Origin of the sequence: Gelidibacter japonicus (assembly GCF_010725055.1) — a bacterium.
Taxonomy (GTDB): Bacteria; Bacteroidota; Bacteroidia; order Flavobacteriales; family Flavobacteriaceae; genus Gelidibacter; species Gelidibacter japonicus.
In genome coordinates, this window is the sequence record NZ_BJKB01000001.1 from 236,557 (window position 1) to 260,852 (window position 24,296).

A 24,296-nucleotide genomic window follows, 5' to 3' on the forward strand; every position below is an offset into this window, starting at 1 on the left:
TGTTTCGTGAAATAAAAATACCTTATTTGAAATATTATTGATGAAAAACACCAACAATAGCATAATAGTTTATACCTAATTTAATTTTTGACCTTGTTCTTTTCCAAGTAGTCCTTAATTTTACCAAAACACATCTACTACATTACTACAATTCAATTATGAAAAAATCGATAGTCACCTTATTTTTAATCTTCGGATTAATACCATTTTTAAATGCGCAATCAGAAACATTGGAACAACTCCTTTATGAATTGCCTGATGTTATTTTTACAAAAATTGAAACTCCCGATAATTACGAAGCGGCTTATGAACTAAAAATCAAGCAACCTATAGACCATAAAGATCCTTCTAAAGGCCATTTTTATCAAAGAGCCTATCTGTCCCATAAAGATTTTAAGCTGCCCACAGTGATGATTACGGAAGGGTACACCGCTAATAGTAACAGAGTTGACGAATTGACTCATTACATTGATGCCAATCAAATTAGAATTGAGCATCGTTATTTCGGAAAAAGCAATCCTACTCAAATTGATTATCAATATCTGACCTTAGAGCAAGTTGCCGCCGATTTACATCACATCAACACCCTATTCCGAAATTTGTATCCAACCAAATGGGTTTCTACAGGGCGTAGCAAAGGCGGTGCAACAACCTTATTCTACCGCTATTTTTATCCAGACGATGTTGATGTTAGCGTGAATTATGTGGGACCAATCAACAAGTCATTTGAGGAGCAACGTGTTTATAAGTTCTTAGACACAGTCGGAACAGCCGATTGTCGTGATAAAATTGAAAAATTCCAAAGACATGTTTTAGAAAACAAAGCTGAGATGCTACCGCTTATGAAAGCTTATAGCGTGGGGGCTAAGGCAAGCTTCACCTATCAAAACATCGAAAAAGCCTTTGAGTTTTCAGTTATGGAATATCCATTTTCATTCTGGCAATACGGCTCAGACTGTGATTCAATTCCTGATGAAACCGCTTCTGCTTATGATTCATTTTTATACTTAACCAAAGTGTCTGACATCACGTTTTTTAGTGATCAGACCATGACGGATTATGCCTCCCATTATTATCAATCCGCAAATGAGTTTGGCTATTACGGCTATGACACCAGTAAATTCAAAGGACTTTTGGACGAATTGCCTACGGATAAAAATCCGCATGCGGCGTTCACACCTAATCATATGAAAGTTCCGTTTAATGATAAATCTTTGAAAGCCCTAAATGCATGGCTTCCTAAACACGGCAATAAAATCGTACACATTTATGGAACTTTAGACACCTGGTCTGCTTCAGCTGTACCAAAATCTGATAAAGTAGATGCTTTATGGTTTATGATGAACGGAAAACATCATGGCAATGCGAACATTACAGAAATGACTCCAAATGAGAGAGAAAAACTCACAAACGCATTAGAACGTTGGCTTTCTATTAAATTAGGGAATTGAAAATGGTTATCTAAAAGTGATGTTCATGTTTATTTTGCCAAAATTGATGTCGTTATGGCAATGAGTGCTGTTGGAAATCACCGGCAATTTAAGAAAGTAAACGTGTCGCAGTACATGATACAAACATCACAGCTTCAAAACCCATAATAGCGACACATGAACTCCAAATTAAAAAAGGTTGAAAGCACTCCTGAAAAAAGCGTGGCGCTTATGAATAATGTGGCAAGAATTACAATTTTTCTTTGCGAACGTGAGTTGGCATAATTCAGTACCACTTGAAAAATCAAGGCAATGGATTGGGCGACGAAGATTCGTTTGGCACAGTCTATAAAAGGCTCATTGAAGTACACCAAATAAGTCGCCAACATTAAAACGATATACAGTGTGGTGATTACAGATACCACTGTCTTTGGGAATCTAAATCGGTGAAGGTTTGACATGAGAACCAGATTTACCCCAAAGATAACCAATTGGGAAACTCGCATTACTCATTAAACCGTTCAAAAACGTAAAAACTTGTGATAATTTACAAAAAGAACCATAATATTTCCTTAGTTTGAAATCAAATATCAGATAAAATGAATATCCTATATATCCACGGTCTCAATGGCAGTCTAATTCCCGAAAAACGAGAAATTTTAGAACGCTACGCCAATGTTGAAGCGCCATCCATAGATTATGAAAACAATCCAGATAGCATTATATGGCTGTACAACCAATATAAAGACGTCAAAATAGATGTGGTCATGGGCAGCAGCATGGGCGGATTCGCGGGCTATTATCTATCAAAATTACTACAACTTCCAGCGTTGGTATTCAATCCTGCGTTGGCCGAGAGAAGTGTGGTTCAAAATGTACCTGACACACCAGAGACCAATAATGGCCGAATTCATATCGTTATAGGTTCAAAGGACCCTGTCGTCAATCCTAAAGCTACGCTCCACTTTTTGGGCGAATTATTATTGCAGGAACAGAGTTATAAAATCAGCATCAGGCACGATTTGGAACATCGGATTCCATTGGATGTTTTTGAGGTGGAGGTTGTTAAATTTATGAGTGACTTGTAATGAGGAATATTGGTGGAAATCTTTTTGTCATCATAGTTTACTGAATATAGTTTTAACTATAAATTTATTTCCTGTCAAAATATGCTAAGGTTATCAAACGTCCTGAATCTTTGATCTTTTATCACATCCATAACGCTTAGGCTCCTTATATTTGCACTAAACCCAATGACTTAAATGCTCAAAAAATCACCCATAGACACCTTTGTCATCGCCATTGTCATAAGTATTGTCATTGCCTATTTCTTTCCGCAACTCGGCGCTTCGGACAGTCCCGTACCAATGAATCTGATCAGCAGTCTGGGCATCTCTTTTATCTTCTTTTTCTATGGCTTGAGCTTAAGTTCTGAAGCGATTAGAAATGGACTAAAAAACTGGAAACTGCACATTTCGGTGCAAGCCTCAACTTTTGTATTATTCCCATTGATAATCCTTCCATTTTTCCCTTTGGTAAAAGACACCTCTTATGAATTGCTTTGGTTGGCCTTCTTGTTTATGGCAGCTTTGCCTTCTACCGTATCTTCTTCTGTGGTGATGGTCTCTATGGCCAAAGGAAACTTACCGGGTGCCATCTTTAATGCCAGCATTTCAGGAATTATCGGCATTATCCTGACACCTCTATGGATGCTGCCCTTTGTGACACAAACGGATGTTGCTTTTGACTTTTCTGCTATTTATTTCCAACTGATCACCGAGATTGTCATTCCATTGATATTGGGACTGTTGCTCAGACGTTTTCTTGGAGCGTGGGCACAGAAAAACAAACGCACACTAAATAAATTTGACAAGTCCATCATATTATTGATCATTTATAAAAGCTTCGTACAGTCGTTTGAAGACAATATTTTCAGTAGCGTCAGCTTACTCGAAATGATAGCCATGGTGGCCTTGGTACTGATTCTGTTTTTCTTAGTGTATTCTCTAACTGGCTGGATTGGGAAACTCTTAAAATTCAATCATGCCGACCAAATTACCAATCAATTTTGTGGCACTAAAAAGTCGCTGGTTCACGGCACGGTTTTCTCTGAAGCTTTATTTGGACAAACGAGTATTGTGGGCATTATGTTATTGCCGTTAATGTTTTATCATGCCCTTCAGATTTTGATCATTAGTGTGATTGCGACAAATAAAGGAAGGGAACAATTGGAACGTGAGGAAGTGTTATAGGCATTAGGGATGAGGGATTAGGGATTAGGGATAAGTTCACTTAACAAGTAACGATTGAAGAATGTTGATTTTTGATTTTTGAAGATGGAATAACGGTCAACTCTAATCAGTGACATTAAGTGTTCAGTGTTCAGTGTACAATGTTCAGTGTTTTAAGCAATCATTAATAGTCACAACAAAATAACATTTAGTGAATCTAAAATAGATTGACTTTAATGCTGATAACAGCGCCCGTTCCCGCTTTTGGTCATTCGTTTACAGCGTGCTCCGGCTTTCGTTTTTCCAGTGCATTGCGTGCTTGTGGTAGTTTTAATGGTTGGTGTGGTGGTAGATTTTGTTGATGTAGATCTAATACTTAACGGACTCCACTGTGCATTTGGCTTGCACACAGAACAAGCCTTATAACGAAGTTCAATGGCTTTTTTGTAGGCAATTTCCATTTTGGAGTTTTTTAGATAATGACAACTGTCTTTATGTTATTTTTCTCCAGTTTTGGTCACAAAAACAGTTTGCGCCGAGAGTTCACAGGCAAAAGCCATCGCCCCTATAAAAAGGAGAATTTTAAATAGTTTCATTCAGATTTTATTTTTTTCTTCTTTTTAGAACTACGCCACTCCCAAGGTGCTATGGGCTGAGGATCTTGCCAGAGTCCCACTTTAGCAGCTCTGGCCTTATCTTCCATTTCCTGCAATGTTTTATCCTTTGAGTACTTTATATAATGCCAAGCCAAACCGTTTTTGACCAATTCATGGCACAAACTTAAGGAGTCATTATAAGTCACGTTACTGATATAACGTCTATATCGATCTGTTTTTTGGATGTTGATGGTCACCATTTTTCCGAAAATGGCATCGGCGGTGAATTGTGTAGCCTTTGCAGAAAAAGGCTGCTTTTTTTCTGGACAATCAATATTGGCCAATCGCACTCTAACTACTGTCGAATCAAGCGTAAGGAGTTTAAAACTATCGCCATCCATGATGCCTACAACCTTTCCGGTTAGTGATTGGCAGAGGCCAATTGCAATATAGAATTGGAAAATAAAAAAGAGTGCCGTTTGTTTAGTCAATGAGAAGTATTTTAATTTCGCACAATATACATTATTCTTCGAGTTTTATTCTTTGTTTCCACAGCACCCTTCTTATCCGTCAGAATATGTATGCTACACTATTCAATATACTGGATTTTATACGTTAATGATTTTTAGTTTTTTCAAAAGATTGATCACTCTATGGCAACCAGTCAATCATCCCAGTATCTTCAGACAAAAAGGCCCAACTTAACCTAAGGTCTTCAATTATAAATGTAATACACCAATTAATTTTTAGGCATCAATTACGTATCTATAGTATAAATGATTCCGTTTGTAGCGGACACGTTTCCTAAAGTAACTTGTGACTTTTTACCAGAACCATCAATGCATCTGCCGGTTTATCTGAAGTAATCACTCCAGGAGCCAAATGATAGGTCAAGACCTCACTTAACATTTCTTTATTTTTCGGCATTGTTGATTATCAGGTTTTTTTGTGGCAATTTCTCAAAAGCCTGATTGGTTGGTGAAAATACTGTGTATACACCAGGATCACACAACAAAGTTGTCAAATCAGTAACTTGCATGGCGCCTGCCAAAGTTGACAAATCTTTATTCATCATGACATGTCCTGCAATACTATGGGCTCTTGCTTCCTCTTTCATTTTTAGCTTCTTTGGCTTCCATTTCTACCATTTGATTTCAATTTTCATTTACTCTTCCTTTTTTTTATCATCTTCACAAGACGATACATAAAAAGCTGTCAAGGCAGCAACAAGTAATATACTTGATCTCTTAATTATCGTCATTCTATCATTCGTTGGTTTATTGTATATGGATATGTGCGAAAACTGCTGATGTAGTATAATTAGCACAATGTCAACTTAAGACCATTAAAGCCGGCAATAGTTGTTAATTTTACCCAATATTGAGATTAGAGTTATTAATAATCGCGTTTAGAGACACGTCACATCCGCTAATATGATAAATTTGTAATCCTAGATCATACTTATTGGAAGAGAGCAACAGCGATAAAATCAAACCTAAAAAAAGAAAATATAGGGCCCTGAGAATAATCGGAAGAATTATTCTGGGCGTTCTCGTGTTCATTTTTCTGTTGACTTTATTTGTTAGAAGCCCGTGGGGTCAAGGCATCATTGTTGACAAAGCCACATCTTACGTTTCCAATAAAACCAATACCAAAGTTGAAATTGACCGCCTGTTTCTCACTTTCGACGGAAATCTTCAAATTGATGGTTTATTTTTGGAGGATACTAAAGGTGACACCTTGGTCTATTCTAAATCGCTGGAAGCCAATGTCCCTCTTTGGGCGATGATCCGTGGCGAAGGCATTGGCGTTGATGCGCTGCATTGGAAAGGTCTTCGTGCCAATATCATCCGTAAGGATTCTATCGCTGGTTATAATTTCCAATTTTTGATTGATGCCTTTGCTACGACCAGCTCTCCAACCGTAGCCACTGACACTACCGCTGCTCCTTTAAATATTGTTATAGGAAAGCTCAATTTCAAGGATTTCGATATTGTTTTTGATGATGCCGTTGCCGGTATTGACAGCCGATTCAAAATCGGGACACTCAATGCGGCTATGAAAACCACCGACTTGGAGCATATGATATTTGAAGCCTCTGCCTTGGAGCTTTCTGACGCCCGCATCAAATTCATCCAAACCCCGGTGCCCATTATCCCTGAAGAAAATCCTGCGCCCTTGCCTTCACTGTCTGTAGAGAATCTAACATTGAACAAGGTGTATGCTGACTACCAATCGTATGGCGATCGAATTGCGGCAGATATTGATATTGACGAACTGTTCGCTAAAATCCCGAAAGTAGATTTGGCCAATAGCGACTTTGAAGTGGACACCTTTAGTCTAAAAAACTCGTCCATTGTCTTAAATACTGAAACCGAGACCAATGCAGTCACCCAAAAAGTGGTGGAAGTCACCCAAGACATCAAGCAGGATATCCAAGCTTTTGAATGGCCAGAACTGAGACTTGCTATTGGTACAGTCGATTTAGAAAATAACAAATTCAGCTATTTTGTCGCTTCCGCGGAAGCAAAAACCGGTAGTTTCAATCCGAATGCGATTGTTTTGGAAGATTTGAATCTTCAAGCCAACACCATCAACTTAAAGGATAAAAAGGCCGAACTTCATATTGAAAACTCCACTTTCAGGGAGATTTCAGGATTTAATCTGAAAGAATTGAGTCTTAAGTTTAGTGCCGATGATAATACCCTAAAAGTTTCTGATTTAAGAACAGTTTTAAACAACAACAGTTTGAACGCCAATCTAAGACTCGATTACCCAAAATTATCGGCATTGATCGAATCACCCGAAAAATCGCAGATTGATATTGATATTCCCACATTTCGAGTGTCTTTAAAAGATGTGTTTCTGGTTCAACCGGAACTCAATAAAAACCCATATCTCCATACCCTAAGTCAACATTTGCTCACCGGAAACACGAAAGCAAACGGTTATTTATCGGATATCAACATTAACCGTATGAATGTTAATTGGGCAAATACGCAGATTTCGGCAAACGGAAAGATTCAAAATGTCACAGATCCTAAGAATATCCAATTCGACATTCCTAATTTTTCAGCCATTCCAACCCGTTCCGATATTGTTCAGTTTGTAAATGAAAAAGAACTGGGTGTGAGCCTGCCTGAGGAGATTAAATTGGCTGGAAACATTAAAGGAAACCCCAACGATATGTACGCCAATGCAACCTTGACCACCACACAAGGCATCGCTTCTGTTGATGGGAATTTTAAGAATGGTATAATTTTAGAATTTGACGCGGATCTTTCCATAGAAAACTATAAACTGGACGAGTTGCTCCAAAATGAACAATTGGGCACATTAAGTTTAAATCTAAAAACCAACGGAAAGGGAAAAAACATCAACGACCTCGACGCCCATATGGAAGCGACTGTATCTAGTTTTAAATACAATAATTATGATATTAACGACCTAAAACTTGTTGGAGACGTCAAAAACGGACGTGGAATAGTTACCTCAAAATATAAGGACTATAACCTCAACATGGACTTATATGCCACGGTAGTTTTGGACTCCGTCTCACCAGAAGCCAACCTAGAATTGAATATTATTGGTGCCGATCTGAAAGCCTTAGGACTCATGCAACGTGACGTTAAAACGGGCATGAAAATATATGTTGATTTTAAAGGGAATGGAACAGCTTACGACGCCGCAGCCATTGTTGATGAAGGCGTTGTAGTGTACGATAATAAAACCTATTTGTTGGGAGATCTGAACGCTCTTGCCCACGTGAGAAAAGACACGACTTCGGTATCCATCAAAAATAAATTGGTGGATGTCCTATTGCAATCCAACACAGAGCCTGAAACCTTCAGCAAAGCCTTAAGACGCCATGTGTTGAGTTATTTCTATCGCGATGAAGAGGTGCCGGACAGTATTGCTAATCCGGTCAATTTAAAATTACGAGGAAAAATCATCCAAGCTCCCATTTTAAACGACGTCTTTTTGGTAAATGTAAAAAAGTTGGACACGGTTAAATTTGACGTCGATTTCAAAGAAAGAGAGCGACAATTAACGGCCAGGATTACGGCACCGCATATCAATTATAGCGGTTATGAGCTGGACAGTTTAGCGTTTTCTATGGATACGGATAGAGATAAGTTTACCTTCGATTTAGGATTCAACAGAATTAAGGCGGGCCCGTTTAATATTCAAAAAACAAAACTAACTGGAGACCAAGCCAATAACGAACTCTCTTTGGCTTTCCTTGCATATCATAAAGAAGATATATTAACGCAAATTACTAGTAAAATTACAGGTGATCGACAACAATTACGTTTTCATGTCAACCCTGATGATCTGATTTTAAACAAAACTCCTTGGCATACACCAGAGAACAACGAAATTCTAATCAGCGACAAAAAAATGGAATTTAATGAGTTCGTTTTCAGTAATAACAACCAATCCTTTGAGATTACAGATGAATTGCCTTCCATCTCCAAGGAACATATCGCTGTAGACTTTAAGAATTTCAAACTAAGCGAATTTTTAAATTACCTAAATCCAGATGAAGAATTGGCAACGGGCAACCTCAATGGCGATTTTGTTCTGGTGGACCCGTTTACAAACACCGGAATTATTGCCGATTTAAACATTTCAAAATTAAGTTTTATGCAAGTTGATATGGGCAATCTGAGTTTCGATGCCAAATCACTTGGAAGCGACAGTTACGATTTCAATGTGGATATGAAGGGAGGCGAAATTGACTTGGATTTAAAAGGGGATTATATTGCATTTCCAGGTGGTGCCAACCTCGATTTGGATCTGAATATCAATCAATTCAATATGACAGCTCTCACAGGGTTCTCCCAAGGTGAAATTACGGAAACCGATGGCAGTTTTTCAGGCAACTTCAAATTGACCGGGACACTCGATCAACCAAAATATGAAGGCAGTCTAAATTTCAATGATGCCGATTTTAAGATAAAGAAGTTCAATTCGGCATTCACACTTGCCAATGAAACATTAAACATCAATAATGAAGGACTTTCTATGGACAAGTTTACCATTAGAGATGAAAACCAAAACACCTTAATTGCCTCAGGAAAAATAGGAACGGACTCTTTTATCAATCCCACCTTCGATTTGCAAGTGAATGCGGATAATTTTCAAGTACTCAATGCTACAAAAGAAGACAATGATTTCCTTTACGGAAAAGTCACCTTTGATGCAGACGCCAAAATTACGGGCGATTTACAGATTCCGAAAATAGATCTAAAAGCAACCGTCGGATCAGATACCAATGTCACATACGTCATGCCATCTGCAACGGTCAATGTCGAGGAGCGAGATGGCGTTGTTATTTTCGTGAATCGTGAAAACCCAGATGCCATATTAACCCGAACTGAAGAAAAAACGGCAACCATAACTGGATTTGACATAAATGCACTGCTGAAGATTGGGCAGGACGCCGCGGTGACCATCGTCATTGATGAGTCTACAGGAGACAACTTTCAGGTATCCGGTGAAGGGGATTTGACGTTCAGCATGAAACCAAATGGGAACATCACCCTTTCTGGTGTTTATGAAGTTCAAAGCGGTCATTATGAATTGAATCTTTACAATCTTGTCAACCGTAAATTCAATCTTGTTTCAGGGAGTCGCATCACCTGGTCTGGCGATCCATTTGATGCCAAGTTGGACGTCAAGGCACTATATGAAGTCAAAACTTCAGCCTCAGCTTTGATGGCACCTACAACATCCAATTTAGATGAATCCGCCAAAGGAAAATTCCGTCAAGTGCTTCCTTTTTATGTGTACCTCAATATTGATGGGCAACTGATGGAACCTAAAATCAATTTTAATCTGGACATGCCTAAAGACGAACAAGGCGCTATCGGTGGCCAAGTGTATGGTAGGGTGCAGCAACTCAATCAACAGGAAGATGAGCTGAACCGGCAAGTATTTTCGTTATTGGTATTGAACCGGTTCTACCCTGACCCTGGAAGTGATGGAAGTACTGGAGGTGTCGCATCCATTGCACGGAATAATTTAAATGATGCAGTTTCTGACCAACTCAATATGTTCTCTGATAAATTGTTGGGCAGTTCTGGTTTTGAGCTTAATTTCGGACTGGATAGTTATACCGATTACCAAGGCAGCACGCCTCAAGATCGCACGCAATTGGATATTGCAGCCCAGAAAAAAATGTTCAATGACCGTTTGATCGTCAGTGTAGGAAGTGAGGTTGATGTTCAGGGCAGCAGTTCTACTGGCGAAGAAACACCAATCATTGGAAATGTCAGTATTGAATATATACTAACGGAAAATGGCCGTTATAGATTGAAAGGCTTCCATAGAAACGAATTTGAAAATGTTATTGATGGACAAGTTATAGTGAGCGGTATTGCCCTGATCTTCACCCAAGAATTCAATAAGTTTAGTGAACTTTGGGAGGCCCTCTTAAAGTCCTCGACCAAAGCAGAAAAAAAACAAGAAGCCAAATTAAAAGCTGCCGAAGAAGCCCAAAAAATAAAAGAAGAAGCAGTTGATGATAGTATGGAAAAGAAAAAAAATTAAAAATATATTGATTCTAATACTTTAAAAGTAGCCGATAAAAACTCAAATAAAAAAGACTTGAAATTCTATTTAAAATATATATCAATTACACTCTTCATTTCCGGAAGCTTTTACTCCTGTGGTATTGCCAAGTATATTCCTGAAAACGAACGGTTATATACAGGTGCCGACCTGACCATAGTCTCTGATTCCATTATCAAGAATGAAGAGGGCCTAAGATTAGAATTGGAATCAGTGATTGGTCCGGAACCCAATTCAAAGTTTTTTGGGATGTATCTGGGCCTTAGATATTATTACAAAAACCAAAAGAAAAATCCAGGGTTCATCAACCGTTGGTTGTATAAAAAATTCGGTGAAAAACCCGTATATCAATCGGATGTAAAAACTTTTGATGTGGAGGATCTGCTGCTCAACCGTCTTGAAAACAGGGGGTTTTTCTATAGTGCAGCAACTTCAGAGTTTGAAGAATCAGACAAAAAAGCATCGGTAAGCTATACTGTAAAAGTACCCAAACCCTACCGCATGAAGACGTATCAATTAGACTCCCTGCCTATTCCAATCTACGGAGAAATCAAAGAACTGGTTGGAGATTCACCTTTTGAAAAAGGCATGCGTTTTGATTTGAACAGTATGAAGCTGGAACGACTTCGCATTGATGCAAATCTTAAGAAAAGAGGCTACTATAATTTCAACGACAGTTTTCTAATATTTGAGGCCGATACCAATCGCTATGATAATAAAGGTTTCGATTTATTCCTCAAATTAAAGAAGGCAGTACCCAAAAAAGCTACTGTTCCTTACAAGATTTCTAAAATCAATGTGTATCCTGATTACGAAACAGCCGATTCTATCCAAACTGACATCATTCGCTATAACGAGAAAAATTTCGTTCAGAAGGAAATGTTCTTTAAACCAAAATATTTGGATCCTTTTATAAAGTTGGAAGAAGGCCAACTTTACAATCCGGAAACCTCCCGCAATACCGCTAGGCGACTCTCAACAATTGGCGCCTACAAATATGTCAATATCCAATATAGGGAAATCGATACCTCAGCAACGGACAACTTAGGATTATTGGAAGCCAATATTTATTTATCGCCATTAAACAAACGTGCATTTACGGCCGAACTGCAAGTGGTTACCAAGTCCAATAGTTTTACAGGACCAGCATTGGCATTGACCTATAGCAACAGAAATGTTTTTGGCGGCGGAGAGACCTATAACACTACGGCAAAAGTAGGATATGAGGCACAATTGGGCGGTGGGAAGACCCCAGGAGATAGCAGTCTGGAACTCGGTTTGAAAAACGAATTAATTTTTCCAAGAGTTATTTTTCCTGTTAAAATAAACGACGATTTTTTTAAATATTCCATTCCAAAAACCAAAACCTCGGTGAGCTTTGACTTTCAGGATCGGAGAAAATTATACACCTTACTTTCTGGGACTGCACTCTTCGGTTATGCCTGGGATGCCAATAGATACGTGACCCATCAAATCAATCCAATCTCGGTAAGTTATACAGATCTTATGAAGACCACTCCAGAATTTGAGGAAATCCTAAATGACAATCCATTTTTGAAACGCAGTTTTGAACAACAATTTATTTCGGGTCTTACCTATTCCTTTACCTATAACGAAATGGTCGATCAACAAAAAACACATCAGAAATATCTCAATTTCACATTGGATGTGGCAGGAAACTCGATCAGTTTATTTGGGAAAAATCAAGGCCCTGATGTACCAAAAACATTTTTTGGTATGGAGTATGCCCAATACGCTAAGGCCGATGTCGATGTAAGTTACCATTTCAACTTTGCCAAAGAACAAACTATTGCCGCCCGTGTTTTTGCGGGATACGGACTAGCATACGGCAACTCGAATGTGATCCCTTTTGTAAAACAATATTACGCTGGCGGACCTTATAGTGTTCGGGCATTTAGAATCCGCTCCTTAGGTCCGGGCACCTATAATGTTGATGAAGACACTAATAATACCAGCGACAGTTACTTTGACAAAACGGGCAATATCAGATTGGAAGCCAACTTAGAATACAGATTCCCTATTGTTTCCTTCTTAAAAGGTGCCGTTTTTGCCGATGCGGGAAATATCTGGAACTCAAAAGAAAATCCGGTTTTTGATGGCAAAGATAAATTCTCCAAAAACTTTTTAAGCGAATTGGGCATGGGTGCAGGCGTCGGACTTCGTATCGACATCCAAAGCTTTGTCATCCGCTTTGATTTGGCGGCTCCTTTCCACGATCCTTCACTTCCAAAAGGACAACGTTTTAATTTTGACGTGAGCAAGCCTATTTTGAACTTTGCAATAGGATATCCGTTTTAATATGTTCTAAAAGTGTTGTTTCCCATAACAAAATGTAATAACCTTGTAGTCACATTTTAAAGTTATGGAAGCAGCAATCATAAAAATTGGAAATTCAAAAGGACTTCGCTTGAGCAAGACCATTTTGGAAAAATATAATATTCAGGACAAAGTGCAATTGATTCTTGAAGATGACCAAATAATCCTCAGACCTATCGATGAACCTCGAAAAGGATGGGAGAAAGCGTTTAAAAAAATGAATGCTCAGGGTGACGACAAATTGTTGATGGATTCTGTTTTTGAAGACGAAACTATTAACGAATGGAACTAAGCCAATACATGATTGTTTTGGTCAACTTGGATCCGATCGTTGGAAGTGAAGTCCAAAAAACCAGACCATGCGTTATTATTTCACCAAATGAAATGAACAACTATTTGAATACCATCGTTATTGTACCAATGGCCTCGAGTTTAAAAAAATACCCCTCAAGAGTTCCGGTAAATCACAATGGAAAAAAAGAAATGATTGCCATTGAGCAAATCAGAACTATTGATAAACTGAGAATCATTAAGACATTTGAAAAATTAACCGCAACAGAAATTGCCAGCTGCAAAGCCATTCTCAAGGAGACTTTTGTAGATTAAAAATCACATAAATGAATAAAAATAACAAAAACAAATTCATGCTCGAGGCTGTGAATGCAGCACTCAAAGGCATGGAAAATAACGATGGCGGTCCATTTGGTTGTGTCATAGTAAAAGACGGGAAAATTGTAGGGCGTGGCAATAACAAAGTCACCTCCCATAACGATCCCACTGCGCATGCAGAGATTATAGCCATCCGTGATGCCTGCAAAAACCTCAATTCTTTCCAATTGGAAGGTTGTGTGATTTACACCTCTTGCGAGCCTTGCCCCATGTGTTTTGGTGCCATTTATTGGGCCAGACCTGATAAGGTTTATTACGGGTGTAGCCATCAAGATGCAGCAGATATTGATTTTGATGATGCCTTTATCTATAAGGAAATCGAATTGCCATATCACAAACGAAGTATTCCTTTTGAACAATTATCGCGTGACATCGCTCTGGAACCTTTTCACAAATGGATCAGCAAAGAGGATAAAACCGTCTATTGATCTCGTATCCACCGACTTAAAATTAATACACTGAAGCTGTAATCTTAATTGATTTTCTTCGACTTAAAACTGTATCTTAAAAAAACTGTAAGTACAACTAACAATTAACCCATGCAAAAAACTTATTACGACCCAGCAGATTTAAAGAAATTTGGAAAAATCACAGAATGGAGTGAAGAACTTGGCAACAAGTTTTTTGATTATTATGCTAAGGTTTTCGAAGAAGGAAAACTTTCTGCTCGTGAAAAATCATTGATTGCTTTAGCGGTTGCCCATACCGAACAATGTCCTTATTGTATTGATGCCTACACCCAAGATGGTTTGCAACGGGGCATCACAAAAGAGGAAATGATGGAAGCTTTACATGTTGGAGCCGCAATTAAAGGTGGCGCGACCTTGGTCCATGGGGTGCAAATGATGAATAAAGTCAATAAATTAGAGATGTGAGTAGAGAACCAATTCTGATAGTTCATCGGGATTGTGCGAATCGCTCATCGCGATTATTATCGGAATCTTTAAAAAAGCATGACGATAGAAATTTAAAAGTTTGTGGATCTTACGAGGGTTAGAACCCTGAACTGTTAATTTTGAATCCTGAACTTTGAACTTTAAACCTTAAATTTTAAACCTTAAATTTTAAACCTATAAATGATCAAATCCCTACATAAAAGAAATAGTGAATTAGCAAACAGTAAAAGACAGCTAGAAATCTTATCCAACGGAATTTTTCAAAATGGAAATTTACCAAAATTCAAGGATAAAATCGCCGAGACCGGCCAGTTTCCTCTAAAAGCCAAAAAACTTGAAATCCTACAAATCAATGTCGGTTATATGTGTAACCAAGTTTGCGAACACTGTCACGTGGATGCCGGTCCAGACCGTAAGGAAATCATGACTAGGGAGACGATGCAACAATGCCTCGAAGTTATAAAAAACACAGGGGCACATACTTTGGATCTGACAGGAGGTGCACCAGAAATGAACCCCGATTTTAGATGGTTTGTGGAAGAGGCTTCTAAAGTTGGCGTTAAGGATTTTATTGTGCGTTCCAATCTGACCATTATCAGGGCCAATAAAAAATACTACGATTTACCTGAGTTTTTCAAAAAGCACAACGTCCATGTCATTTCTTCCATGCCACATTGGACCAAAGGAAAAACGGACAAACAACGTGGCAATGGTGTTTTTGACAAATCGATAAAAGCTTTACAAGAACTCAATGCCATTGGTTATGGGATGCCAGATAGCAGCTTGCGACTGGATTTGGTGTATAATCCGTCGGGGGCATTCTTACCAGGCAATCAAGCCAGTATGGAGAAAGATTTTAAAAAGGCCTTGATGGACGATTTTGGTATTCATTTTCATAATTTATTTACGATTACCAATTTACCAATCAGCAGATTCTTGGATTATTTGATAGCTTCCGAAAACTACGAAGATTATATGTACGCCTTGGTGGAAGCTTACAATCCGCAAACCGTAAAAAGTGTGATGTGTACCAATACCCTCTCTATTTCTTGGGATGGCTATTTGTATGATTGCGATTTTAATCAGATGCTGAATTTGCCAGTAAACAGCAAAGTCAAACATATTTCGGACTATAACGAAGAGCTTTTGGAAGGAAGAACAATTATGATTTCTCAACATTGTTATGGCTGTACTGCCGGCGCAGGAAGTAGTTGTCAGGGGAGTGTGACGTAGGTTTTAGTGGGTAGTGAGGAGAGGATAGAGACGAAGTTTGATTAACGATTAACGATTGGAGAATGTTGATTTTTGAAGAATACCGGTCAACGCTAATCAGGGAAGTTTAAAGTGCTAAAAAATTTATTTAGGAACAAACGCTTTACAAACAACACATTTCAATTTCAATTTCATTTTGAACTTCATTTTCAACATCCTTCCCATCTCTTTTCAACCATTTTTCCCGAACTTTGTTTTCCCGTCTACATCGAAGCGAAGGCGGGCCTGCCCGACTTAACAAAGCAAAGGCGGGCCTGCCCGACTTAGCAAAGCGAAGGCGGGAACTTTGAATTCTGAACATTAAATTTTGATCTCCCAAGCATGGCATTACTTTCCAAAAAAGAAACGGATGGCGATAATGAAATGGCCACCGATTTTCATTTCCCCACCTCCAAAAAAGCACTGATCATTTTCACCCGCAACCCTGAATTGGGTAAATGCAAAACGCGATTGGCAAAAACTATTGGGGATGAAAATGCTTTGGAAGTCTATAAGTTTCTTTTAAATCATACCGCTTCAATTGCAAAAGTGGTCAAAGCTGATCGCTATGTCTTTTATTCTGAAAACATAAAAAAGGAGGATCTTTGGGATGCTGACATTTTTCGAAAAAAACTGCAAAATGGGGATGATTTAGGCCAACGGATGCAAAATGCATTTCTTGATCTATTGGACATGGGGTACGAAAAAGTCGCTATTATCGGCAGTGATCTTTTAGACTTGGACGCAGAACTCGTGAACAATGCCTTTTCACAACTCGATTTTAATGATGTGGTCATTGGGCCAGCAATAGACGGTGGGTATTACCTCTTGGGAATGAAAAACCTGTATCACCAAGTATTTAAAAATAAAGAATGGGGAACTTCGACAGTTCTGAAAGACACATTGAATGACCTTCAAAATTGCACAGTCCATTTGCTGAAAGAATTGAATGATATCGATACCTTTGAAGACATGAGAGATTATGAACAATTAAAAAAATTTCACAATATAAAATGATAAAATTCATCAACGAAACTACTGAATACTTACAAAAAAAGGGCTTTGAAAACCCAGAAATAGGCATTATCCTCGGTACCGGATTGGGTCAATTAATTGATGCCGTTGAAATTCTTCACGAAGTGAGCTACAACCATATTCCGAATTTCCCGACGGCAACGGTCGAATTTCATAAGGGCAAATTGATTTACGGGATTATCGAAGGCAAAAAAGCCATCATCATGCAAGGTCGCTTTCATATTTATGAAGGCTATTCCCTTCAAGATGTGACCTACCCTGTCCGCATTATGGAAAAACTGGGTATTCATACGCTTCTGGTATCCAATGCATCCGGTGCCATCAATCTCAGTTTCAAGAAAGGAGAATTGATGCTCATTGAAGATCACATTAATTTGCAAGGGAGTTCTCCTTTAGCGTTTAAAGGTGTAGAACAATTGGGCGAGCGCTTTACGGATATGAGTGCGCCTTATGACGCGGAAATCAATTCCAAATTTGAGCAAATTGCCAAAAACCACAACATCACGCTTCACAAAGGCGTTTATGCAAGTGTAGTCGGACCTCAGTTGGAAACAAGAGCAGAGTACCGCATGTTAAAAATCATAGGTGCGGATGCCGTTGGGATGAGTACGGTCCCTGAAATTATTGTGGCCAATCATTTAAAATTAAAAGTAGCAGCAGTGTCAGTTTTGACCGATGAATGTGATCCAAGCAATCTGAAACCTGTGGATATTTCGGAAATTATTGCCATGGCTGAAAAAGCAGAACCGGATATGATTGTGTTGTTCAGGGAATTGATAAAGAGTTTGTGAATTTTGAGACATGACCTGTCAGGTTTTGAAAACCTGAAAGCATAAGAAAAGAGATTCCTGCCTGCGCAGGAATTGTCGCCATGGCAGAAAAGGCAGAGCCTGATATGATTGTATTGTTTAGGGAATTGATTAAGAGTTTGTAAAATATCCGAGACAGAGACCTTTCAGGTTTTTGAAACCTGAAAGGTTTATCGGCTGAATGCAAACAGCATTTCGCAAACTCCGTAAAAGCGAAAAACAGAATTCATATTTTTGGAAAAAGGGAATAGACGTAAGTAAGTAATTATTAAAAACACAACTATAATACTAACCATGTGAGATTTGCCTTTTAGAAGAAAGTCGTTTTAATCGTTTGAATTATGAGATTCCTGCCTGCGCAGGAATTTACGGAACCGGATATGATTTTATTGTTTAGGGAATCGATTAAGAGTTTGTAAAGTATTTTCAGGTTTACCTTTCAGGTTTTGAAAACCTGAAAGGTCTCCCAACTAAATAAACTATGGTGAAACCTGAAAACTTCAATAAGCCATCAATAATTTTTTCAAATGAAAATTCAGAGATTTTATTTAGAGCAGAAAGCGCTGTGAAATCAGCAAATGACATTCCTATTTTGGGACAAGGAAATATGCGTAAGCAATTATTAAAAATACGACTATAATATAAGTTATTTGGAATTTGCCTTTCAGAAGAAAGGTGTTTTTAACGTTTAAATTATGAGATTCCTTCCCGATAGCTATCGGGATTCGCAGGAATGAGATATGGAAAAATACATTGACATCATTTTAAAATCCTACTCTGGATACTGGAATTACCTCAAATATGAGTTAACCCATGTTTACCATTGGGACAATTACTTTTACGGATTAATTGGAATTTCCCTAATCGTTTGGTTATTGGAAATTATGTTCCCTTGGCGCAAAGACCAATCCATTTTCAGAAAGGATTTTTGGTTGGACACTTTTTATATGTTCTTCAATTTCTTCTTGCTGAATTTGATTGTCCTTATCGCACTGTCAAATACGGCCGCAGAGTTTTTTAATGATATACTTGGGCTTTTCGGTTGGCATGTAGACAGTTTACAGGTTTTTAGTGTGAACGAATTACCAAAATGGTTAGGCCTATTGATTTTCTTTTTGATCATCGATTTTGTGCAATGGAATACTCATATCCTATTGCATCGTGTACCGTGGTTGTGGAATTTCCATAAAGTACATCACAGCGTTAAAGAAATGGGGTTTGCCGCACATTTACGCTACCACTGGATGGAACCTGTGGTTTATAATTCTATACTGTACATTCCCGTGGCTATTATTGGCGGCTTTAATGTGCAAGATGTTTCCATCGTTTACTTTTTCTCCATCGTCATTGGGCATTTGAACCACGCCAATTTAGGCTGGAATTACGGTCCATTGAAATACATTTTCAATAATCCGAAGATGCATATTTGGCATCACGTCAAAGAATTGCCCAAGCATAAAAAGTATGGTGTGAATTATGGATTGACTTTAAGTATTTGGGATTATATTTTCAACTTACATCATGTGCCACACGACGGAAGGGACATTGAACTTGGTTTTGATGATGAAGATGATTTTCCAAAAACTTTTGTCAAGCAAACCATTTATCCTATAAAAACTAAAAAATAATTTCCATCGTGCATACCGTATCTAAAAATCAATACCGTGAAATCTCTTATTGACTTTACCGCTCTGATGTTGATAGCTTTCACCTTGAGCAGTTGCAACTTGACCTCAGCCGCAGGGATTGGGAGCCAAGGTCAACCTATTAAAACAGTAGGCGATAAAATAACCTCTGCAGTGGCCCACTCAGTTGTTAATGTAGATCATAGTCCATGGGATAAGTTGTTGAAAAAACATGTCAATGATGCTGGATTCGTCAATTATCGGGGTTTTAAAACCGAACAAGACAAACTTGAAGCTTACTTGACATACCTTTCAAAAATAATACCTAATGAAGAATGGAGCGTTCAGGAATTATTAGCCTATTATATCAATTTATACAATGCCGCAACCGTCGAACTAATTCTCCAAAACCACCCAATTAAAAGCATAAAGGACATCAACGGAGCATTCACCAAGAACTTTATCAAAATTGGAGATAAAAAATTGTCACTTAATGCCATTGAAAATGGAGTGTTACGAAAAATGAACGAACCAAGAATCCATTTTGCTATTAACTGTGCCTCATATTCCTGTCCTAAGTTAAAGAACGAAGCCTACACTGCCGCGAAAATAAATGAACAGTTGGATGCTGCAACAAGAGAGTTTATCAACAGTGACCTAAATGAAATCACTCCTAACAATCCGAAATTTTCAAGAATATTTAGTTTTTATACTTCCGATTTTAAAGTAGATGGAAAGAAAGATTTAATTGGTTTTATAAATAAATACAGCAATATCAAAATGAATCCAAAAACACGTTATACTTTTAAAAAATACAATTGGAGTTTGAATGAGCAGTAGAGTTTAAAATGAATACCTTTAGTTTGACATCTTTTATTTCTGTTCATTTCGGCAATTAAATCTATGATTAGCATTGTAATTCCCATTCTCAACGAAGCGGAAACCATCGTTAAATTGATCCAGCATTTGTTGGACAACTCAACTGCGGATAATGTTGCCGAAATTATTATTGTGGATGGTGGAAGCACGGATGGTTCTCAAAAAATAATTAAATATTTTATTTCTCAACACCCTCCTTCTAAGCTTCGTCATAGTTTCCAGATGAAACCAGACACAACAGAAGTCTTATTGATAAGCTCAGAAAAAGGTCGGGCAAAACAAATGAATACTGCTACAAAAATTTCCAAAGGCAAGATTCTTTATTTTTTACATGCCGATTCTTTCCCACCTAAAAACTTTGATCAAGAAATTCTCACTGAAGTTGAAAAAGGCAATGAAGCGGGTTGTTTTAGGATGCAATTTGATAGCAATCACTGGTGGTTGCAATTGGCGGGTTGGCTGACGCAATTCCACTGGCGTGCATGTAGAGGTGGGGACCAAAGTCAATTTATCACTAAAAATCTGTTTGATGAAATTGGTGGTTTTGACGAACGATATGTCATTTACGAAGACAATATGTTGATTAACGAACTCTTCACCAGAAAACAATTTGTCGTCATCAATAAAAAGTTGACAACATCCGCTAGGTTATATCGAAAACATGGTATCTGGAAAGTTCAGTACCACTTTTGGACCATTTATATCATGAAGTGGATGGGTGCCGGTCCTAACAAATTGTGCACGTATTACAAAAAGCATCTTGGTTAAAAACTCTTATTTTCCCAAAATCTGATTTAAGGAACGTTGATTCCTTCCTTTTTCGTTAGGATATAGTTCCATTAAGGCGTCACTTTGGAAAATCTCCTTTGAATCGATATCCATCGCCGACAACTTGCCATAAAATGCGGCACCGGTATCCACATTCCAAACATTAATGGCCTGTAGCGGCTCGTCGGAATTGAAATAAAGTGTCGGCGTATGCCCGATATAGATTTCGTCATAAAGTTTTAGACGTTTTGGAAACAACTCAGAATTTTCATCGATCTCTTTATCCAAAGCCAAAGCCATCTCCCAAAGCGTTCGATCAAAATAAAAATTGCTTTCGGAAGTTTCGTTCTCAACACCTTGCTTGGATGTAAAACCTCCATGAACAAACAACCGGTTCTGTTCATCCAAATGGTACAATTTCATTTGCTCAAAAAACCTCAGGTGTAATTTCTTCTCATCACTTGAAAAACTCCCATAACTTTCTATGGCTCCCCTCCCGCCGTGATCTAACCAAATTTTGTCCGGTTTATCGGTTCTCAACCATTTTTCACACCACACATCATGATTTCCTTTTATAAAAATGCATTCTTTCAATTGTGACAACACCATCAAATACTGGATGACTTGTGCCGATTCGCTCCAACCATCCACATAATCGCCCATAAAAATCAATCGGTCTTCTTCCACAACCTTTACCCGATCCAAAAGTTGTTTCAAGCCTTTCAATCCGCCGTGAATATCTCCAATAACCAATGTTCTCATAATTTGTATTTTTTATAAAATGTCCGAATGACTTCCTCAGCAGGTTTATTCTGGGGCGAAAATCGGTTGTCGTCCCTTCCTCCAACGGCGTTATGCTTATGAAACCATTTCCATACAAAACCGCCAGCAAACCAATCTTCATCCCAAAGCTCCTCAAACAGCGCTTGGGTCAAAATGGCCTGAGCTTCAAGATTGACCTGCTTATCCACTCGATCAACCGTCCAGGGCGCTCTTCCCGCGAAATCAATACTTCTATAACCAAACTCAGTAAACAAAATCGGTTTTTTGTGTTTTATAGAATAGGTTTTCATTACAGATTTATACTTCCGCCAAGCCTTTTTTGTATCTTCCAAAGTTGGCGACTGTTTCGAATCCACCGGAAAATAGGCATCAATGCCAATATAATCAAGATCGTCCCAAAATGGCGTGCGTTCATACTCATTCCAATTGGCGGCGTAGGTCAATTTCCCTTTATATATTTCACGAATATCCACAATCAATTGCTTCCAATAAGAAGGTCTTTCATCAATGAAATTTTCCAATTCTGTGCCAATGCAGAACATTTCGACATTGGCTTCTTGGGCTACTTTTGCATAGGCAAGGATAAAATCCGAATATGAGTTTTCCAAAAGCTTCCAATCGGCTTCATGCGTCATTTTTATAAAACCCGTAAACTCGCCACGCCAGACCCAAATCTGCGGTTTCAACATGACCTTAATTTGGTTATTATGTAAGAGTTGGACATATTGTTTGACGCCTTTCTCGGTTTCACCAAACCACTGTCTATCGCTATTAAAGGTAATTTCCGGATGGGCCAAATCCTTGATAAACCCAAAAGGCATAATAGCTGCGTAATTAGCACCCAGGTTGATAACAGGGTCAACATGCTGCTGATCAATGCTATCTCTTGAAGCCACATAACTCACACCATTAATTTTTCCTGGTCTTTCAACAGTCGCGCTACAAGAGAGCATAAAACAAAGGGACACTAAACATAAAAACCGAAAAACTATTCCCATACCATTTATTTATTCCTAAATTTAAACAAACTGAAATTAAAAATTTAAGTTTTACAAGAAACCTACGACAAACTATTTCTAAAGGCTCAAAATGGAACATATCGTCATCATCGGAAATGGTATTTCTGGCGTTACTGCAGCTAGACATATTCGAAAACTTTCCAATCATAAAATCACCATAATTTCTGCCGAAACTGAACATTTCTTTTCACGTACAGCTCTTATGTATATTTATATGGGACATATGAAATACGAGCATACCAAGCCTTATGAGGATTGGTTTTGGAAAAAAAATCGGATCAATCTAATATTTGGCTTTGTTAAAAACATTGAAACAAAAAGCAACACCTTATATTTTGAGAATGGCGACACGCTCCAATATGATAAATTAATAATTTCCACGGGTAGCAAATCCAACAAATTTGGCTGGAAAGGTCAGGATCTGGAAGGTGTTTTAGGTCTGTACAGCAAGCAGGATGTGGACTTGCTGGAAACACTCGCCCCCAATAAAGAAGTTTGTAAACATGCCGTAATCGTTGGTGGCGGCTTGATTGGTGTGGAATTGGCCGAAATGTTGCACACCCGAAAAATTCCAGTTACTTTTTTAGTCCGTGAAGATCATTTTTGGGATAATGTTTTGCCTGTTGGCGATGCTAAAATGATCAGCCGACATATATTAAGCCACGGAATTGATCTGCGATTAAAATCGAATCTAAAAGAAATTCAATCGGACGACAATGGACGTGTAAATGCCGTGATTATTGAAGAAACGGGTGAAGTTATTAAATGTAATCTGGTTGGGTTGACTCCCGGTGTTTCTCCAAATATCGATATGATCAAACAAACCAATATTGAAACTGACCAAGGAGTTTTGGTCAATCGTTTTTTGGAAACTAATATAGAAAATGTCTATGCCATTGGCGATTGTGCCCAACAGCGTGAGCCTATTGGTCATAGAAAAGCCATTGAAGCAGTTTGGTACACGGGTAGAATGATGGGCGAAACAGTGGCCCAAACCATTTGCGGCAATAAGATGAAATATAATCCTGGACATTGGTTCAATTCTGCTAAGTTTTTTAATATCGAATATCAAACCTACGGTTGGGTTTTTCCGGAACCAAAAGAAAGCAATAAACATTTTCATTGGAAACATGAAGACGACAGCAAATGCATTACCATAGAATATGAAAAAAACTCCAATCAGTTTTTAGGCATCAACACCTTCGGCATCCGAATGAAACACGACATTTTCGACCGATGGCTGACCGAAAAACGTTCAGCAGATTATGTCATGGAACACCTGAGGGAAGCCAATTTCGATCCTGAATTTTATAAAACTTTCGAATCTGAGATTCTAAACAGCTATTCTGTACAGTTTAAAATGATCTAATGCTATTATATCAAGACCTGTCA

24 protein-coding genes are annotated in these 24,296 nt (G+C 38.2%); 17 read left to right on the forward strand and 7 right to left on the reverse strand.

The genetic code is table 11. The annotated features are described in order from the left end of the window. The first annotated feature begins 158 nt into the window (after nt 1-158). Nucleotides 159-1,451: a S28 family serine protease gene (locus G6N06_RS01035; protein WP_163514193.1), complete on the forward strand. Its 1,293-nt coding sequence runs from the start codon at nt 159-161 to the stop codon at nt 1,449-1,451. A gap of 134 nt (nt 1,452-1,585) precedes the next feature. Here the strand turns inward: G6N06_RS01035 and G6N06_RS01040 are convergent, their stop codons facing one another. Continuing rightward, nucleotides 1,586-1,891, reverse strand: a complete 306-nt coding sequence (locus tag G6N06_RS01040; RefSeq protein ID WP_163514194.1) for a hypothetical protein — start codon at nt 1,889-1,891, stop codon at nt 1,586-1,588. Nucleotides 1,892-2,029: 138 nt separating this feature from the next. On the opposite strand from G6N06_RS01040, the gene G6N06_RS01045 reads away from it, so the two are divergent. Both G6N06_RS01045 and G6N06_RS01050 read left to right on the forward strand, forming a co-directional pair. Then, complete coding sequence (locus tag G6N06_RS01045; protein ID WP_163514195.1) at nt 2,030-2,518, forward strand: YqiA/YcfP family alpha/beta fold hydrolase; 489 nt, start codon at nt 2,030-2,032, stop codon at nt 2,516-2,518. Nucleotides 2,519-2,692: 174 nt separating this feature from the next. Next, nucleotides 2,693-3,682 carry a bile acid:sodium symporter family protein gene (locus G6N06_RS01050; RefSeq protein ID WP_163514196.1) on the forward strand — a complete coding sequence of 330 codons (990 nt, stop codon included), beginning with the start codon at nt 2,693-2,695 and terminating at the stop codon, nt 3,680-3,682. 212 nt (nt 3,683-3,894) lie between these two features. Here the strand turns inward: G6N06_RS01050 and G6N06_RS01055 are convergent, their stop codons facing one another. From G6N06_RS01055 to G6N06_RS01065, 4 genes are all read right to left on the reverse strand, one after another. After that, nucleotides 3,895-4,122 carry a hypothetical protein gene (locus tag G6N06_RS01055; RefSeq protein ID WP_163514197.1) on the reverse strand — a complete coding sequence of 76 codons (228 nt, stop codon included), beginning with the start codon at nt 4,120-4,122 and terminating at the stop codon, nt 3,895-3,897. A gap of 131 nt (nt 4,123-4,253) precedes the next feature. Then, nucleotides 4,254-4,748, reverse strand: a complete 495-nt coding sequence (locus G6N06_RS01060; protein ID WP_240337924.1) for a thermonuclease family protein — start codon at nt 4,746-4,748, stop codon at nt 4,254-4,256. Nucleotides 4,749-5,061: 313 nt separating this feature from the next. Further along, on the reverse strand, nt 5,062-5,184 hold the full coding sequence (locus tag G6N06_RS19990) for a hypothetical protein (RefSeq protein WP_262890093.1): 123 nt from the start codon (nt 5,182-5,184) through the stop codon (nt 5,062-5,064). Next, a complete protein-coding gene (locus G6N06_RS01065; RefSeq protein ID WP_163514198.1) occupies nt 5,171-5,374 on the reverse strand; it encodes a fasciclin domain-containing protein in 204 nt (67 codons plus the stop codon). Before G6N06_RS01065 ends, G6N06_RS19990 begins: the two co-directional genes overlap by 14 nt. 347 nt (nt 5,375-5,721) lie before the next feature. On the opposite strand from G6N06_RS01065, the gene G6N06_RS01070 reads away from it, so the two are divergent. The 13 genes from G6N06_RS01070 (at nt 5,722) to G6N06_RS01130 (ending at nt 21,102) form a co-directional block, all read left to right on the forward strand. Then, nucleotides 5,722-10,812: a translocation/assembly module TamB domain-containing protein gene (locus tag G6N06_RS01070; protein ID WP_205334700.1), complete on the forward strand. Its 5,091-nt coding sequence runs from the start codon at nt 5,722-5,724 to the stop codon at nt 10,810-10,812. 57 nt (nt 10,813-10,869) lie between these two features. Next, nucleotides 10,870-13,152 carry a translocation and assembly module lipoprotein TamL gene (gene tamL / locus G6N06_RS01075; RefSeq protein ID WP_163514199.1) on the forward strand — a complete coding sequence of 761 codons (2,283 nt, stop codon included), beginning with the start codon at nt 10,870-10,872 and terminating at the stop codon, nt 13,150-13,152. 64 nt (nt 13,153-13,216) lie between these two features. Beyond that, the gene (locus G6N06_RS01080) at nt 13,217-13,462 is read left to right on the forward strand and encodes an AbrB/MazE/SpoVT family DNA-binding domain-containing protein (RefSeq protein WP_163514200.1); all 246 of its coding nucleotides are present in this window, start codon (nt 13,217-13,219) and stop codon (nt 13,460-13,462) included. Next, nucleotides 13,453-13,776, forward strand: coding sequence for a type II toxin-antitoxin system PemK/MazF family toxin (locus tag G6N06_RS01085; protein ID WP_163514201.1), 324 nt, complete (start codon nt 13,453-13,455; stop codon nt 13,774-13,776). The genes G6N06_RS01080 and G6N06_RS01085 overlap by 10 nt, the downstream gene beginning before the upstream one ends. Before the next feature lie 11 nt (nt 13,777-13,787). Then, entirely contained in the window at nt 13,788-14,267 is a 480-nt protein-coding gene (locus tag G6N06_RS01090) for a nucleoside deaminase (RefSeq protein ID WP_163514202.1), read from the forward strand. A 111-nt stretch (nt 14,268-14,378) separates the two neighbouring features. Continuing rightward, entirely contained in the window at nt 14,379-14,714 is a 336-nt protein-coding gene (locus G6N06_RS01095) for an arsenosugar biosynthesis-associated peroxidase-like protein (protein WP_129017385.1), read from the forward strand. 201 nt (nt 14,715-14,915) lie between these two features. After that, nucleotides 14,916-15,968, forward strand: a complete 1,053-nt coding sequence (gene arsS / locus G6N06_RS01100; RefSeq protein ID WP_163514203.1) for an arsenosugar biosynthesis radical SAM (seleno)protein ArsS — start codon at nt 14,916-14,918, stop codon at nt 15,966-15,968. Between the two features lie 360 nt (nt 15,969-16,328). After that, complete coding sequence (locus G6N06_RS01105) at nt 16,329-17,003, forward strand: TIGR04282 family arsenosugar biosynthesis glycosyltransferase (protein ID WP_163514204.1); 675 nt, start codon at nt 16,329-16,331, stop codon at nt 17,001-17,003. Next, complete coding sequence (locus tag G6N06_RS01110) at nt 17,000-17,812, forward strand: purine-nucleoside phosphorylase (protein ID WP_163514205.1); 813 nt, start codon at nt 17,000-17,002, stop codon at nt 17,810-17,812. The genes G6N06_RS01105 and G6N06_RS01110 overlap by 4 nt, the downstream gene beginning before the upstream one ends. A 499-nt stretch (nt 17,813-18,311) precedes the next feature. Then, nucleotides 18,312-18,470, forward strand: coding sequence for a hypothetical protein (locus tag G6N06_RS01115; protein WP_163514206.1), 159 nt, complete (start codon nt 18,312-18,314; stop codon nt 18,468-18,470). Between the two features lie 100 nt (nt 18,471-18,570). After that, the gene (locus G6N06_RS01120; RefSeq protein WP_163514207.1) at nt 18,571-19,458 is read left to right on the forward strand and encodes a sterol desaturase family protein; all 888 of its coding nucleotides are present in this window, start codon (nt 18,571-18,573) and stop codon (nt 19,456-19,458) included. Between the two features lie 36 nt (nt 19,459-19,494). After that, complete coding sequence (locus G6N06_RS01125) at nt 19,495-20,295, forward strand: DUF547 domain-containing protein (RefSeq protein ID WP_240337925.1); 801 nt, start codon at nt 19,495-19,497, stop codon at nt 20,293-20,295. A 63-nt stretch (nt 20,296-20,358) separates the two neighbouring features. Next, nucleotides 20,359-21,102: a TIGR04283 family arsenosugar biosynthesis glycosyltransferase gene (locus G6N06_RS01130; RefSeq protein WP_163514208.1), complete on the forward strand. Its 744-nt coding sequence runs from the start codon at nt 20,359-20,361 to the stop codon at nt 21,100-21,102. A gap of 6 nt (nt 21,103-21,108) precedes the next feature. Here G6N06_RS01130 and G6N06_RS01135 read toward each other — a convergent pair whose 3' ends face one another. Next, nucleotides 21,109-21,864 (reverse strand): metallophosphoesterase family protein, encoded by a 756-nt coding sequence (locus G6N06_RS01135; RefSeq protein ID WP_205334701.1) that lies wholly within the window; start codon nt 21,862-21,864, stop codon nt 21,109-21,111. Then, complete coding sequence (locus G6N06_RS01140) at nt 21,861-22,883, reverse strand: glycoside hydrolase family 113 (RefSeq protein ID WP_163514209.1); 1,023 nt, start codon at nt 22,881-22,883, stop codon at nt 21,861-21,863. Before G6N06_RS01140 ends, G6N06_RS01135 begins: the two co-directional genes overlap by 4 nt. A gap of 91 nt (nt 22,884-22,974) precedes the next feature. On the opposite strand from G6N06_RS01140, the gene G6N06_RS01145 reads away from it, so the two are divergent. Then, on the forward strand, nt 22,975-24,273 hold the full coding sequence (locus G6N06_RS01145) for an NAD(P)/FAD-dependent oxidoreductase (protein ID WP_163514210.1): 1,299 nt from the start codon (nt 22,975-22,977) through the stop codon (nt 24,271-24,273). The last annotated feature ends 23 nt before the right edge of the window (nt 24,274-24,296 follow it).